Here is a 14,198-nt window from a genome sequence, read left to right as displayed (position 1 = left end):
CGGAGGGTCCCCCCTCCCCCGCAGATGCCGACCGAACCAAAGGAAAACGAGAATGCACCTCAGCCCCAGCCCGTCGTGGCCGCAGATCGTGCTCGCGGTACTGCTGGCCTCCGATGTCCTGATGTCGCTGCGCCCGCCGAAGTTCATCCAGGTCTGCCTCGACGGAGTCAACCTGCCGCGGGACTGGTGGTGGGTGCTGATCGTCGTCAAGACCCTCGCCATCGTGGGCCTGTTGGTGGGCATCAAGCACGACGGCATCGGCTTCGCCGCGAACGTCGGCGTGATCGTCTACTTCCTGTGCGCGTCGTTCGCGCACATCCGGGCGCGCTTCCTGAAGCAGGAGTTCTGGGTCAACTGCCTCGGGTTCCTGGCCATCGCCGTCGCCGCCTTCATCGTCTCGTTCGCGGTCTGAGGAGGCGTCGGATGAAGAAGCCGCCGAAGAACCTGGGGCTGCTGTTCGACTGGCACGTCGAGCAGTCCCGCACCACCGAGCTGATCCTGGACCGGCCGTTCGACATCGCCCCCGACGGCGGCGCGGACTACGACGCCGCCGCGCTGGCCGAACTGGTGCGGGAGGCGTCGGCCTGGCTGTACGAGGCCGGCGCGCGCAAGGGCGACCGGATCGCCGTCGTCAAGCGCAATCACTTCGACATGATTTTGCTGGCCGCCGCGGCCGCGCGGATCGGCGCCACCGCGGCGACGATCTCGGGGGCCAACTACCCCGAGCACCTGGCGGTGATGCTCAAGCGGCTCGACCCCTCGGTCACCGTGATCGCCTCGTACGTGCTGGAGGCGGCCGACCGCGTCGGGGTGGACCTGCGGTCGTTCGGCACCACCGTCCTGATCGACGGCGCCGACGCGGGAGCCGGTCTGCTCACGATCGACGGGCTGCGGGGCAGCGCCGTCCCGGCCCTCGATCTACGGGCCGACAGCGAGCCGATGATGATCACGCACACCTCGGGCACCACGAACACGCCGAAGCTCGTCGCGCACACCGCGGACTCCTGCCGGGCCGGCACCCGTCTGGAGCTGCTGCCGATGCCGCTCGCCGTCAACGGCCAGAAAGACATCGCGCTCAGCTCCATATCGTTCGCGCACTCGCGCGCCTACGCCTGGGCCATGGCGCAGCTCCGGTGGGCACCGAAAGCGCTGGTCATCGCCAGCAGCCACGAGGCCGACGACGTCGAGCGGGTGCTCGACCGGGCCCGGCCGACGACGATCGAGGCCACCCCGAACGTCTTCCAGCGCTGGGTGCCGCTGGTACGGCGCAGGCCGGAGCTGTTCGCGCGGGTCCGCTACTACATGAACACCTTCGACCTGATGCACCCGTCCATCGCCCGGCCGTTCGTGAACGCCTCCGAGCGCCGGTTCGTGTTGTGGGGGCACAGTTGGGGCCAGAGCGAGGTCGGCCCGATGGCCGGCTTCGGCTACACCCGCGGTCAGATCAACCGCCGTGCGGCCTCCGGCGGGAACATGAACATGATGGGCAACCCCTGGCCGGGGCTGGTGAGCGTCAAGGCCGCGGACCCCGAGACCGGCGAGCCGGTCAAGCGCGGCGAGGTCGGCGTGCTGTTCGCCAAGGCCAAGTCGATCTGCGTCGACTACGTCGGCGAGTCCGACCGTTACGCGGAGAAGTGGAAGGGCGCCTGGTGGAACACCGGTGACGTCGGCCACCGGGACGCCCTCGGCCGGATCCACTTCGTGGACCGCGCGGTGGACGCCATTCCGGGCGGGAGCGCCACGGAGCTGGAGAGCGAGCTGCTGGACCGGATCGACAACGCCGTCGAGGTGATCGTCCTGACCCGCGGCGACCAGAGTCCCGTCCCCGTCGTCAGCCTCGACGGACCGGACCTCACCGCCGAGGAGTGGGCCGAGGTGACGCGCGGTCTGGCACCGCTCGCGGCCCCGGTGTTCATCCCCTGGGACCGCCTTCCGCGGACGTCCACGTGGAAGGTGCGCCGTAAGGAACTGCGCTCGATGGTGTTCGAGGAAAGCGCCGACGACACCGTATTGGAGGAGCGATTCACGTGACAGCGACGCGCGATCCGTACGGCACCGCCCTGGAGTCGGTGCTGCGGACCGTCCCGTACAACAGCGGGACGGAATACCTGCACTGGTACCACAAGAGCGCGCCCGATCCGCGGCACGGGCTGGCGTGCATCTACCAGACGCTCTACGTGGCGGAGCGCGCGACGGCGCTCGGCGCGCCCGAGGCGAAGATCCTCCAGGATCTCCGGCACATAGCGGCGGTCTTCGAGACCGGCGGCGACGTCGTGGTGCTCGACCCGTACCTCCTGCACCTGACGCCGATCCGGTTCCCCGCGCGGGAGGTCGCGGCCGGGCACTCGTCGGTCGAGGTCGACGCCGCGCCGGTCAGGCTGGACGCCCGGGGCGGGCGGCACCCCGGCCGGCTCGCGGCGGTGTACCGGTCCTCCGACCACGGCTACCGGATCCGGCTGAGCTACTCCAAGTACAGCGTGGAGAAGGACACGTACATCCTGAGCAGGCACTTCACGCTGCGCTCGGAGAACGAGTTCGTGTACGCCGACTTCTCGTCCGACATGCTGGGGCTGCTCACCCACCCCGAGCAGAACAGCGTGTCGATCCGGGCGCTGGTGGCCGGGGCGGAGGTGACCGCCGAGGCGATCATCCCGCTCAAGGGCTTCGCCGACCGCGAGTTCTCGGCCGCCGACATCTGGCTGCGGTCCGGCCAGGGCGTGGCGTCCCGCAACGGCGACGGCGCGCACGCCTCGGCGGTCTGGGCGGACCTGGAGCGCAGTACGGGCCTGGGGCGCGCGGACATCGAGGAGCATCTGGTGTCGGCCGCGCAGGTGTATCAGAAGATCGCCGATCACCGGACGGACCTGCCGGGCTACTCCTTGCAGGACGCATGACGAATCGGGAGCGCATGGAACTTCGGCGCGTTTTCATCGCCGGCACGATCCAGGGGGCCAACGCCGATCTGCGGATCGACGACCAGGGCTATCGCGAGCAGATCGCGGCTCTGGTGCGGGCGCGTTTCCCCGAGGCGGAGTGCTTCGACCCGAGCACCGGGGTCACCCGTCAGCTCGCCGACCCGACGACGATGTCGGTGATCGGCAAGCTGATCGGCGACGTTCCCCCGGTGCTCGACCTCGGGTCGCTGCCCGCGGAACTGGCCGCGCTGCGGGCCACGTTCAACGAGATGACCCGGGAGGCGGCCGACTGCGACCTGTGCATCGCCTTCCTGCCGGGCCGCACGCTCAGCATGGGCACCGCCATGGAGATGCAGGCCGCGTTCTCGGCCGGTGTGCCGGTCGTGGCGGTGACCTCGCTGGTCGACAACCTCGCGGTGATGTCGGTGTCGTCGTGGGTCGCGCGTGACCTGGACGCGCTCGCGGGACTCCTGGACGGGCTGCGGGAGATGAGCGTCCCGCTACCGGAGCGGGGTCACGGTGCGGACCGCGCCCTCGCCGGGGACGCCGCTCGCTGAGCTCCCGCACGCGGGAGGCGGCTCACGCCCGGCGCGCCACGCGGTAGCGCAGGTAGAGCACGCTGGAGCTGAACGCGCGGGTCTCGACGAGGTCGAGGTCCACCCGGTGCTCGTCCCGGGGGAAGAACGGGACGCCGCCGCCGACGAGTACCGGGTAGACGCGTGCCCGGTACTCGTCGATCAGGCCCGCGGCGGCGGCCTGGGCGGCGAGCGTCGCGCCGCCGATCGCGATGTCCCCGTCCCCCGGCTCGGCCCGCAGCCGCTCGATCTCCCCCGCCAGGTCGCCGGAGGCCAGCCGGGCGCGACCCTCCACCTCCGACAGCGTGGTGGAGAACACCACCTTGGGCAGCGGCTTCCAGAGCGCGGCCCATTCGAGTTGGGCGGCGTCCATCGGCGGATCGTGATCGGCGGTCTCCCAGTACAGCATCGTCTCGTACAGCCGCCGCCCCAGCAGATGGACGTCGATCTGCCGGATCTCGTCGATCCAGGAGCGAAAGACGTCCGGGTCCGGCTCCGTCCAGTTGAAGTCGCCGTCCGGCCCGACGATGTAACCGTCGAGTGAGACGTTCATCGAATAGGTCACCTTGCGCATGAGAAGTCCTCCTCCGTGACGAATGCGAAATTCACGACCCGATATTTCGACATACCCCACGCAATTGCCGGAGAATCTCGCATCGTTGATCGGCTCGTATCCAGGCTGGTATACCTGCACGCATGTCACGCACAGCGCATTCCATGACGCCGCGCGCGCTTTTCCTCGCGCTGGTCAGCTTAGCGTCGACCCTGGCCCTCTCCGCCCCCGCGGCGGTCGCGGACGACGTGAAGGCACCGCCCGGATTCGTCGCCCTCGGTTCGGTCGACCGCTCGATCATCCAGGAAATGCGTTACGCCACTGCGCACGACTTCGTCGGAGCGCCGGTGGACGGTTACATCCAGCCGATGTGCCTCCTCACCCGCCCGGCGGCACTGGCACTCCACAAGGTGCAGCGCGCACTGCTGAAGACCGGGTATTCGCTGAAGGTCTACGACTGCTACCGCCCCCAGCGCGCCGTCGACCACTTCGTCCGCTGGGCGGAGGATCTGAACGACCAGAAGATGAAAGGCGAGTTCTACCCGGACGAGAACAAGGCCGATCTGTTCACCGACGGCTACATCGCGGCGAAGTCCGGCCACAGCCGGGGCAGCACGATGGACCTCACCATCGTCAGACTTCCGGCCGCCAAGACCCGCGCCTACGTCCCCGGCGAGCCGCTGACCCCGTGCTACGGCGCCCGCGCCGACCGCTTTCCCGACAACTCGATCGACATGGGGACCGGCTTCGACTGCTTCGACACCCTCGCGAACACGCTGGACCCGCGGATCACCGGCGTCCAACGGGCCAACCGGCTGACCCTCAAGAACGCGATGGAAGCCGCCGGTTTCACCAACCTGCCGGTCGAGTGGTGGCACTACACCCTCGACCACGAGCCCTACCCGGACACCTACTTCGACTTCCCCGTCGCGCGGTCGTCGCTGAACTGACCCCGGAGCCGGGGCCCGGCCGCCGCCCCTTGAGGGCTCGGCGGCGGGCCGTTCCGGCGGGCGACGGACGTCGGGCGTCAGGCGTCAGGCGAGGGAGCCGGAGGCGCGGCCGGGCGGCGGCCCGCCCGGGTCTCCGCCCTCGGAGGCGGCGGACGCCGCCGTGTCGTCGCTGTCCTGCGGCAGGGCGGCGCGCTTGGGCAGGAACACCAGGGCCAGGACGGCCGCGACGACGACGATGACGCCGCAGGCCAGCAGCACGGTGTGCATCGCGACGACGAACGCGTCGCGGACGGCGTCGAGAACGGCCTGGCTCTTGAGCTTGGCCGCCACGGCGACGCCCGCCGCGGGGCTGCGACCGGCGGCGTCCTGGATCTGCTGGGGCGACTTCCCGAGGTCCAGGTGGCCGCGGTACGTGGAGTTGGCCGCGGAGCCGAGCACGGCCACGCCGATCGCACCGCCGACCTGCCGTACCGCCTGGGTGAACGCCGACCCGACGCCGCTGCGTTCCTTGGACAGCGAGTTGAGGGCCGCCGCCATCGTCCGGGTCAGGGACATGCCGAGTCCGGCGCCGATGATCGTGAGCCAGATGGCGATGAACCCGTAGCCCGAGCTGGTCGAGGTGGCCATGCCGATGAACAGGCCGACACCCATCAGCACGAACCCGAGCGCCGGTACGGCGCGCGGACCGAGCTGCGCGGGGAGCTTGTTGACGACGCTGGCGCCGACCAGCAGGCCGCCGATCAGCGGCAGCAGCCGCAGGCCGGTGCCGAGCGCGTCGGTCCCGAGCACCGCCTGGTAGTACTGCGGGAGGGCGAAGATCAGGCCGAACATCGCGAAGCTGACGACGGTGGCGAGGACCGAGCCCCACACGAAGCCGCGGCTGCGGAACAGTTCGAGGTCCACCAGCGGGCTGCCGCCCGCGGCGGTGACCCGGCGCTCCCAGAAGGTGAACAGCACCAGGGCCAGCGCGCCGCCGACGATCGCCAGCACCACCACGGTGTCGCCCCAGCCGCGCACACCGGCCTCGATCGTGCCGTACGTGATCGCGGTCAGGCCGAGGCTGGAGATGAGGACGCCGACATAGTCGATGCCGATGCCCGCGCTGCCGCGGGACTCGGGGACCAGCTTCGCGACCGCGAAGCTGCCGAGCGCCACGAGCGGCACGTTGACCAGGAAGACCGAGCCCCACCAGAAGTGGTTGAGCAGCGCGCCGCCGACGATCGGGCCGAGCGGCAGGCCGAGCATGGTGGAGATCGCCACGACCGTGATGGCCTTGGTGCGCTCCTCCTCGCTCTCGAAGATGTTGAGCAGCACCGATGTGCTCAGCGGCACGAGGAAGGCGCCCGCCAGGCCCAACAGCGCGCGGGAGGCGATCAGTTCGGTCGCCGTGTTGGAGTAGGCGCAGGCGAGCGAGGCCACGCCGAACAGGATCAGCGAGGCGAGCAGGAATTTCTTGCGGCCGTATTTGTCGCCCATCAGGCCCGCGGGCAGCAGGACCGCGGCCAGGACCAGCGTGAAACTGTCGACGATCCACTGGAGTTGGCTGGTCGAGGCGCCGAGGTCACTGCTGATCGTGGGGACGGCGACGTTGAGGATGGTCGAGTCGACGCCGACGGCCAGCAGGCTTAACCCGATCGCCCCGAGTGCCCACCATTTCCTGGTCTCCGTGCTGCTCATTCCGCCGCTCCTAGGTCTCGGGGAGATCGGCCGGGCCGTCGGTGTTCACCGCGTCCCAGCGCTTCCACATGGGGTCGGCCTCGGAGTCGAGCCAGGCGAACAGCCGGTGGGCCGCCCGCACGCGCCCGGCCCGTTCCGAGTCCTCCGGGAACAGCGCCAGCCCCTCGCCGGTGATGTCCACGAAGGACGTCAGACTCTCCAGCCGTCGTTTGAGCACGCCCGACCACGCGTCCTCGGTGATCTGGTAGTAGGTCGAGCGCTGACCGGCCCGGGTGACGGCCTGCACCATCCGCGCCTCGGTCAGCAGTTTCAGCGTGGTGGTCAGGGACGCCCGGCTGGCCTGGACCGCCTGCGCGATCTGCGCGGGGGTCTGGGCCGGCGGCTCGCTGACCATGAGCCAGGCCACCGTCCGCCCCATGATCGGCGGCCACCCGGCCTGGCTCATGAACCAGGACGTGACGCGTTCCATCCACGCCTCGACGTCCGGACCCGGCCTCGACTCCCCGCCCTGGCCGAGGGGTTGGGGTGTGGGGTCAGGACCCGGACCGGTCATGTCTGCCATCGTACGGAACCTTCTCGTTGTTGCTGTACCCGCTACTCGTTTCAGTCATCAATGTAACGTCAAGATACGGCTTCCGCACGGTCGTCGGCGGTCACGGCGCGCCACTCGGCGGCGGTCAGGGTGGGTTCCGCGGGCGCGACCGTGCCGACGACGGCGGCGAGCGCGGCCTGGACGTCCGGTGCGCCGAGCGCGTCGGCCTCGCCCGACAGCGTGTTGACCAGCAGCGCGGCGGAGCAGACGACGGGGTCGAGCAGCGCCGCCTCGCCGATCGTGTCGGCCTGGCGGCGGCGTTCGGCGGCGTAGCGGGTCAGCCGCGGGTCCTCGGACCTGGTCTGCACGTCGGGGTAGCAGACGTCCTGCGACGTGGCGAGGATCCAGGGCGTGTCGACGACCGCGCCGACCGCGCGCTGCACGGCCTGCGCCGCGCCGGGGACCAGGCCGCCGCACTCGGACAGCGTCCGGTCGAGGGCGGCGGCGGCCAGCGCGGCGCTGCTCATGCCGTGTCCGTAGACCGGGTTGAAGGCGGCGACGGCGTCGCCGACGACCGCGAGCCCGTCGGGCCAGCGCACCAGGCGCTCGTAGAAGAGCCGGCGGTTGGCCGTCGAGCGGGATGCCTGCACGGGGGTCAACGGCTCGGCGTGGCGCAGCAGTTGCGAGATCAGCGGGTGGCGCAGGGAGCCCAGGTAGTCGCGGAAGCCGTCCTCGTCGCCGGGCGGTTCTGCGCCGCGGGTCCCGGAGAGGGTGACCATCCAGCGTCCCCGCTCGATCGGCAGCAGGATGCCGTTGCGGCCCGGCACCCCGGCACGGTGGTCGGCGTAGACGCTGACCAGCGGGAAAGGACCGCGGGCGCCCTCGGGCGCGGCGAAGATCCGGGTGGCGTAGGCCATGCCCGAGTCGATGACGTCCTCCTGGACGGGCGGCAGGCCCAGCACGCCGAGCCAGCGCTTCATCGGGGAGCCGCGGCCGGTGGCGTCCACGACGATGTCCGCCTCGACGACCGACATCCCGCCGCCCGTACGCGGCTTGTAGGTGACGCCGGTGATCCGGTCGGCGTCGCCGCGCAGGCCGATGATGTCGGTGTCGGCGAGCACGGTGATCCGCTTGTCGCGCAGCGCCTGGTCCCGCACGGTCCAGTCGAGCAGCGGCCGGCTGGCCGCGATCATGAACTGCGTCTCGGGCATGCGCTGTTGCCAGCCGTAGGCGGTGAGCGAGACCAGGTCCTCGGGCAGCCGGATCCGGTGGGCGCCGTCGGCGAGCAGCCGGTCGACGGTGCCGGGCAGCAGCGATTCCATGAGCCGCGCGCCGCCGGACCACAGGACGTGCGTGTGCTTGGCCTGCGGGACTCCGCGGCGCGGGTCGGGCCCCTCGGGCAGCCGGTCCCGGTCGAGGACCGTGACGGTGTCGACGTGGCGCAGCAGCGCGACGGCCGCCAGCATTCCGGCCATGCCCGCGCCGAGCACGACGGCGCGGCCTCCGGCGACGGGCCCGGTGGGTCCCGTGGGCCCCGTGGATGTTCCGACCATGGTGTCCTCTCACGTTCCTTTCCTGATGGATGCCCTGGGGTGCGCCTCGGGGCGGGGGCCTCGGCCGGGACTCATGCCGGGGCTTCGGCCTCGGCCGGTCGTCGCGCGTACGGGCGGCGGTCGGGGTCCGTAGCCGGGCCCGGCGGCGGGTCCTGGGCGGCCGGCCGTCTCCCGGCAGACGGCCGGCTCATGACGCGGGGACCCGGCCGAGGCAGGCGGCGACGGCCGTGGCCACGGCGGGCCACTGCTCGGCCAGGTAGAAGTGGCCGCCGGGGAAGCGCCGGAAGGACGTCCCGCCCGTGGTCTCCCGGCGCCACCCCTCGGCGTCCGCACCGCGCGCCCAGGGGTCGTCCTCGCCGAGGAACACGCTGATCGGGCAGCGCAGCGGCACGCCGGGGCGGTAGGCGAAGGCGTCCAGCGCGCGGTAGTCGCCGCGCAGCACCGGCAGGACCATGGCGAGGATGCCCGGGTCCGCGAGCAGCGCGCCCGCGGTGCCGCTCAACGCGGTGAGGTCGGCGACGAGTTCGGCGTCGCTGCGGCGGCCCAGGTGCGCGTTGCGGTGCGCGGCGGGCGCTCCCCGCCCGGAGGCGATCAGCGCCACGGGGCGGGTCCTGCCGCCCGCCTCCAGGCGGCGGGCCACCTCCCAGCCGACCAGGGCGCCCATGCTGTGTCCGAAGAGCGCCAGCGGAGCGGTGTCGGGCAGGTGCCCGAGCGCGTCGGCGACGGCGTCGGCGAGGCGTCCGATGTCCTCGGTGCAGGGCTCGTTGCGCCGCTCCTGCCGACCGGGGTACTGGGCGGCCAGCACCTCCACGCCGGGCGGCATGTGCGCGCTCAGCGGCTTGAAGAAGGTCGCCGATCCCCCGGCGTGCGGCAGGCAGACGAGCTGCACCGCGCCGGGACCGGGCGCCGCGGGCGTGTAACGGGTGATCCACGGACCGGTCTTCAGGTCCCAGGCGGTCATGGTTTCCTCCTCAGCGCCGCCGGGCCGGTTCGGCGACGACGGATGGAGCGGTGGGCGTACGGGGGTGGATGCCGGTGGCGGCCAGGTCTCCTGTGGCACCCGCGCGGGGCCACGGGATGCCGGGTCTGCCGTCGCGCCCGCGCGGGGCCGCCGCGCCGGATCGGGGTCCGGGCACGGCGTCGGCCGGAGGTCCTTCCGGCCGGCGCCGCGGGCGCGTCAGTCGGGGTCGAGGGCGGACAGCCAGCCGTCCACGGCCGCCGCGGTGGCCGCGGCGTGCTCGGCCTCGATCATCGAGAAGTGGTCGCCCGGCACGTCGACGGTGTCGTGCGGCAGCGCCCAGTCGACCCGCCAGCCCTCGGCCGCACCGCCCTGGTGGCCGCCGATCGGTTCGCTCGCCCGTACCAGCAGCGTGGGCGCGGTGAGGGCGTCGAGGCCGTAGTCGAACCCGGCGTAGCGGGCGCGGGCGGTGAGCCATGCCTCGCCCGCGTCGTCGGCGGAGGTCTCCACGACCTCCCGGCGCTCGCGCAGCGAATTCTGCAAGGTGTCCGTCCAGTCGGCGCCGAGCCCGTGCCCGCCGCCCCAGGTCGGCGTGTCGATGAGTACGAGTCCGGCCGGGGCGTGTCCGTCCGCCGCCAGTCGGGCAGCGGTGACGGCGGCGATGTTGCCGCCGCCCGAGTAGCCGAGGACCGCGAACCGCCGTCCCCCGGCGGCCTGTTGGGCCGCCTGTGCCAGCGCCTCGGTCAACGAGTCGACGGAGAAGGGCAGTTCCTCGCCGGACACGAAGCCGGGCAGGCCCACGACGGTGGTGGCGCGCCGTCCGCCGAGGCCGGCGGCGAACCGCGCGTACTGGTGGAAGTTCTGCCGCCAGATGAAGGTCGGGAAGCAGATCAGCAGCGGCTCGTCCGGGCCGTCGGCGAGCTTCACCGTCCGCAGGGGGCGGGTCAGTTCGGCGGTGGTGGTGAACTGGGCCCGGTAGTCGGCGAACCGGGCGAGCAGGTCGTGCGCCTCCTCGCCCCGGCCGAGTTCCACGGCGCGTTCGAACAGGCCGCTCAGGCCCTCGGCCGAGCGCACGGCGGGCGCCGCCGGGTCGGCGGATCCCGCGGCGGCGTCGCCGAGTTCGCGGTCGAGGTGGGCGGCGAGCGCGTCGACGCTGGCGTGGTCGAAGACCAGGGTGCTGGGCAGCGCGATGCCGGTGACGGCGCTGAGCGTGGTGGACAGTTCGACGGCGGACAGCGAGTCGAAGCCGAGGGTGGACAGTTCGCGGTCCGGGTCGACGTGCTCGCCCGACGGGTGACCGAGCACCCGGGCGACCTGGAGGCGTACCACGCGCAGCAGTTCGGCCGGCCGCTCGTCGGGGCCGAGCCCGGCGAGCCGTTCCCGGAAGGTGCCGGACTCCTGCGGCGCCGCCGGTTCCGCGGCGGGCGCGGCGCTGACGGAAGGGGCCGGGAAGGTGGCGGTCCGGCGCGTCGCGCCCGTGGCGCCCGTGGCGCCCGTAGCGCCGAGCCAGTAACCGGCGCCTTGGAACGCGTAGGTGGGCAGGTCGACGACGCGGGCGCCGATGCCCGCGAACACCGCCTCCCAGTCGGGCCGGACGCCGCGGGTCTGCACCGCGGCGACCGCGGCGAGCAGCGTGCGGGCCTCCGGCCGGTCGCGGCGCAGCGCCGGGACGACGACGGCGCCCGCGGCGGCCTCCCCCAGGCTGTCGCGCGCCATGGAGCTGAGCGCGGAGTCGGGGCCCAGCTCGACGTAGGTGGTCACACCCGCGGCGGCCATCGTCCGCATGCCGTCGAGGAACCGGACGGCCGAACGGATGTGGCGGGCCCAGTAGTCCGGTGAGGTCAGCTCGCCGGGCCCGGCGATCGTGCCGGTGACGTTGGAGAGCACGGGGATCTCCGGTTCGGCGAAGGTCATCGTCGCGGCCAGGTCCCTGAAGGCGTCCAGGATCGGGTCCATCCGCGTGGAGTGGGAGGCGATGCTGATCGCCAGCCGCCGGGTCTTGCGGCCCCGCTCGGCCCAGTGCGCGACGAGTTCGTCCACCGCGGCCTCGTCCCCGGAGACGACCACGGCCCGGGGGCCGTTGACCGCGCCGAGCGACACCTCGTGGTCGCGTCCGGCGAGCATCGGCGCCAGTTCGGCCTCGGACGCCTGGATCGCGGCCATCGCGCCGCCGGGCGGCAGGTCGCCCATCAACCGCCCGCGCGCGGCGACCAGTTCGGCCGCCTCGGTCAGCGACAGCACCCCGGCCAGGTGCGCGGCGGACAGCTCGCCGACCGAGTGGCCGATGAGGTGGCCGGGCCGCACGCCCCACGATTCCAGCAGCCGGTACAGCGCGACCTGGACGGCGAAGGTCACCGGCTGGGTGTACCGGGTCTCGTCCAGCAGGGCCGCGTCCGTCGATCCGGGCGCCGCGAACGCCAGCTCGCGCAAGGGCCGTTCGAGGTGTGGGTCCAGCGCCGCGCAGGCGGCGTCGAAGGCCGCCGCGTACGCCGGGAAGGTGGCGTACAGCTCCTGTCCCGCGCCCGCGCGCTGTGCGCCCTGGCCGGTGAAGAGGAAGGCCGGGCGACCGCTCGCGGACGGCGGCCCGACGGCCGCGTCCGGGTCGGGCACGCCGTCGGCGAGCGCCCGCAGTCCGCGCAGCGCCTCCTCGCGGTCGGCGGCCAGGACCGTGCCGCGGGCGGTGAGTTCCGCGCGGGTGGTGGCGAGGGAGTAGCCGACGTCGGCCACCGCGAGCTCGGGCCGGTCGGTGAGGTGGTCCGCGAGCCGGGCGGCCTGGGCGCGCAGCGCGCGGCTGCCGTCGCCCGAGACGGGCAGCAGGACGGGCACGGCGGGGGAGGCCGCGGCGTCGGCATTGGCATCGGCGGTCCCTTCTCCGACGGTCCCTTCACCGGCCGCCGCAGGAGCGCGTACGCCGGTCGGCGGGGCCGGATGCGCGAGTTCCGCGGGGGCCTGTTCGAAGATCGCGTGCACATTGGTGCCGCTGATGCCGAAGCCGGACACGGCGCCGCGGCGCGGTCGCGGCTGGTGCCCCGACTCGTCGGCGGGCTTGGCCTCGGGCCACGCGATGGTCTCGGTGAGCAGCCGCACCGCACCGGAGTCCCAGTCGACGGCGGGCGTCGGGGCGTCGATGTGCAGGGACTTCGGCATCGCGCCGTTGCTGATCGCCAGCACCATCTTGAGCACCCCGGCGATGCCCGCGGCGGCCCCGGTGTGCCCGAAGTTGGACTTGATGGAACCGAGCCGCAGCGGCTGGTCGGCGGGCCGCTCCTGACCGTACGTGGCCAGCAGCGCGCTGGCCTCGATGGGGTCGCCGAGCGTCGTGCCGGAGCCGTGCGCCTCCACGATGTCGACCTCGTGCGCGGACAGCCCGGCGTTGCGCAGCGCGGCGCGGATCACCTTGGCCTGCGCGCGGCTGCTGGGCGCGGCCAGGCCGTTGCTGGCACCGTCCTGGTTGATCGCGGAGCCGCGGATCACCGCGTGCACCCGGTGGCCGTTGCGGCGCGCGTCCGACAGGCGTTCCACGACGATCGCGCCGGCGCCCTCGGCCCAGGCGAATCCGTCGGCGGCGGCGGCGAACGCCTTGATGCGGCCGTCGGCGGCGAGTCCGCGCTGGTGGGTGAACTCGATGAAGAGGGTGGGGGTGGGCATCACGCTCGCGCCGCCGACCAGGGCCATGGCGCAGTCGCCCGAGCGCAGCGCCTGCGACGCCTGGTGCAGCGCGACCAGCGACGAGGAGCAGGCGGTGTCGATGGAGACCGCGGGCCCCTCCAGGCCCATGACGTACGCGATCCGGCCGGACGCCACGCTGCTGGCGTTACCGGTGAGCTGGTAGCCCATGATCTGCGGCGGCAGCTCCTCGGCGTCGGTGCCGTAGCCCGCGTAGGAGACGCCGAGGAAGACGCCGGTCGCACTGCCCTTCAGGGAGTGCGGGTCGATCCTGGCGTTCTCGACCGCCGCCCAGGACACCTCCAGGGCGAGCCGCTGCTGCGGGTCCATGGCCAGCGCCTCGCGCGGCGAGATGCCGAAGAACTCGGCGTCGAAGCGCGGCAGGTCGGTGAGGAAGCCGCCCTGGCGGGCGATCGAGGCGCCGGGGGTGTCGCCGTCGCCGAGCAGCATGCCCAGGTCCCACCCGCGGTCGTCCGGGATGTCGGTCATCATGTCCCGGCCGGACTCCAGCGCCTCCCACAGCTTCTCCGGGGTGTCCGCGCCGCCGGGGAAGCGACAGGCCATCCCGACGACGGCCAGGGGCTCGGTGGCCGCCGACAGCAGCCGCTGGTTCTCCTCGCGCAGCCGTTCCGTCTCGGTGAGGGCCGCGCGCAGCGCCTCGACGATGCGTCCGGTCTCCATGGCCATCAGTGACTCCGTTTCTGCTGGGACTTCCGTGGGGCCCGGCGCCGCTCGCGCCGCGTGTCGTGATCTCCGGTGGGCCGGGGCCCCGGGCTCGGCTCTCGCGTCGGCCGGCTCCGGGCGGCTGCTCGGGCGTTC

12 protein-coding genes are annotated in these 14,198 nt (G+C 72.7%); 5 read left to right on the top strand and 7 right to left on the bottom strand.

The window, feature by feature from the left end:
• Window positions 1–52: 52 nt before the first annotated feature.
• Genes ACFZAM_RS16085 through ACFZAM_RS16070 form a run of 4 tightly spaced genes read left to right on the top strand, consistent with a single transcriptional unit; the run spans window position 53 to window position 3,472 of the window.
• The gene (locus tag ACFZAM_RS16085) at window positions 53–412 is read left to right on the top strand and encodes a DoxX family protein (RefSeq protein WP_188280096.1); all 360 of its coding nucleotides are present in this window, start codon (window positions 53–55) and stop codon (window positions 410–412) included.
• 11 nt (window positions 413–423) lie between these two features.
• Window positions 424–2,031: an AMP-binding protein gene (locus ACFZAM_RS16080; RefSeq protein WP_391046471.1), complete on the top strand. Its 1,608-nt coding sequence runs from the start codon at window positions 424–426 to the stop codon at window positions 2,029–2,031.
• A complete protein-coding gene (locus ACFZAM_RS16075) occupies window positions 2,028–2,894 on the top strand; it encodes a hypothetical protein (RefSeq protein WP_355332693.1) in 867 nt (288 codons plus the stop codon). The genes ACFZAM_RS16080 and ACFZAM_RS16075 overlap by 4 nt, the downstream gene beginning before the upstream one ends.
• Entirely contained in the window at window positions 2,891–3,472 is a 582-nt protein-coding gene (locus ACFZAM_RS16070) for a hypothetical protein (RefSeq protein WP_391046469.1), read from the top strand. Before ACFZAM_RS16075 ends, ACFZAM_RS16070 begins: the two co-directional genes overlap by 4 nt.
• A 22-nt stretch (window positions 3,473–3,494) precedes the next feature.
• Here the strand turns inward: ACFZAM_RS16070 and ACFZAM_RS16065 are convergent, their stop codons facing one another.
• Window positions 3,495–4,064, bottom strand: coding sequence for a dihydrofolate reductase family protein (locus ACFZAM_RS16065; protein ID WP_391046467.1), 570 nt, complete (start codon window positions 4,062–4,064; stop codon window positions 3,495–3,497).
• A gap of 122 nt (window positions 4,065–4,186) precedes the next feature.
• Here ACFZAM_RS16065 and ACFZAM_RS16060 point away from each other — a divergent pair, with 122 nt between their 5' ends.
• Window positions 4,187–4,993, top strand: a complete 807-nt coding sequence (locus tag ACFZAM_RS16060) for a M15 family metallopeptidase (protein ID WP_391046464.1) — start codon at window positions 4,187–4,189, stop codon at window positions 4,991–4,993.
• Window positions 4,994–5,077: 84 nt separating this feature from the next.
• Here the strand turns inward: ACFZAM_RS16060 and ACFZAM_RS16055 are convergent, their stop codons facing one another.
• The 6 genes from ACFZAM_RS16055 to ACFZAM_RS16030 all read right to left on the bottom strand — a co-directional run bounded on the left by ACFZAM_RS16055 (window position 5,078) and on the right by ACFZAM_RS16030 (window position 14,066).
• Complete coding sequence (locus tag ACFZAM_RS16055) at window positions 5,078–6,670, bottom strand: DHA2 family efflux MFS transporter permease subunit (RefSeq protein ID WP_391046462.1); 1,593 nt, start codon at window positions 6,668–6,670, stop codon at window positions 5,078–5,080.
• A 10-nt stretch (window positions 6,671–6,680) separates the two neighbouring features.
• Window positions 6,681–7,232 carry a transcriptional regulator gene (locus ACFZAM_RS16050; RefSeq protein ID WP_355332707.1) on the bottom strand — a complete coding sequence of 184 codons (552 nt, stop codon included), beginning with the start codon at window positions 7,230–7,232 and terminating at the stop codon, window positions 6,681–6,683.
• Window positions 7,233–7,291: 59 nt separating this feature from the next.
• Window positions 7,292–8,755, bottom strand: coding sequence for an FAD-dependent oxidoreductase (locus tag ACFZAM_RS16045; protein ID WP_391046459.1), 1,464 nt, complete (start codon window positions 8,753–8,755; stop codon window positions 7,292–7,294).
• Window positions 8,756–8,942: 187 nt separating this feature from the next.
• Window positions 8,943–9,716, bottom strand: coding sequence for an alpha/beta fold hydrolase (locus ACFZAM_RS16040; protein WP_391046457.1), 774 nt, complete (start codon window positions 9,714–9,716; stop codon window positions 8,943–8,945).
• A gap of 10 nt (window positions 9,717–9,726) precedes the next feature.
• On the bottom strand, window positions 9,727–9,891 hold the full coding sequence (locus ACFZAM_RS16035) for a hypothetical protein (RefSeq protein ID WP_391046456.1): 165 nt from the start codon (window positions 9,889–9,891) through the stop codon (window positions 9,727–9,729).
• Window positions 9,892–9,932: 41 nt separating this feature from the next.
• Window positions 9,933–14,066 (bottom strand): beta-ketoacyl synthase N-terminal-like domain-containing protein, encoded by a 4,134-nt coding sequence (locus ACFZAM_RS16030; protein WP_391046454.1) that lies wholly within the window; start codon window positions 14,064–14,066, stop codon window positions 9,933–9,935.
• Window positions 14,067–14,198 lie beyond the last annotated feature (132 nt).

The sequence above is a fragment of the Streptomyces sp. NPDC008079 genome (assembly GCF_042957385.1).
Taxonomy (GTDB): domain Bacteria; phylum Actinomycetota; class Actinomycetes; order Streptomycetales; family Streptomycetaceae; genus Actinacidiphila.
This window is presented reverse-complemented; position numbering and strand designations above follow the sequence as displayed.

Bases quoted from the DNA above. Each gene is read 5' to 3' on its own strand.
- ACFZAM_RS16060 (WP_391046464.1), top strand. From the start codon at position 4,187: ATGTCACGCACAGCGCATTCCATGACGCCGCGCGCGCTTTTCCTCGCG.
- ACFZAM_RS16055 (WP_391046462.1), bottom strand. From the start codon at position 6,670: ATGAGCAGCACGGAGACCAGGAAATGGTGGGCACTCGGGGCGATCGGG.
- ACFZAM_RS16085 (WP_188280096.1), top strand. From the start codon at position 53: ATGCACCTCAGCCCCAGCCCGTCGTGGCCGCAGATCGTGCTCGCGGTA.
- ACFZAM_RS16070 (WP_391046469.1), top strand. From the start codon at position 2,891: ATGACGAATCGGGAGCGCATGGAACTTCGGCGCGTTTTCATCGCCGGC.
- ACFZAM_RS16045 (WP_391046459.1), bottom strand. From the start codon at position 8,755: ATGGTCGGAACATCCACGGGGCCCACGGGACCCACCGGGCCCGTCGCC.
- ACFZAM_RS16050 (WP_355332707.1), bottom strand. From the start codon at position 7,232: ATGGCAGACATGACCGGTCCGGGTCCTGACCCCACACCCCAACCCCTC.
- ACFZAM_RS16040 (WP_391046457.1), bottom strand. From the start codon at position 9,716: ATGACCGCCTGGGACCTGAAGACCGGTCCGTGGATCACCCGTTACACG.
- ACFZAM_RS16030 (WP_391046454.1), bottom strand. From the start codon at position 14,066: ATGGCCATGGAGACCGGACGCATCGTCGAGGCGCTGCGCGCGGCCCTC.
- ACFZAM_RS16080 (WP_391046471.1), top strand. From the start codon at position 424: ATGAAGAAGCCGCCGAAGAACCTGGGGCTGCTGTTCGACTGGCACGTC.
- ACFZAM_RS16065 (WP_391046467.1), bottom strand. From the start codon at position 4,064: ATGCGCAAGGTGACCTATTCGATGAACGTCTCACTCGACGGTTACATC.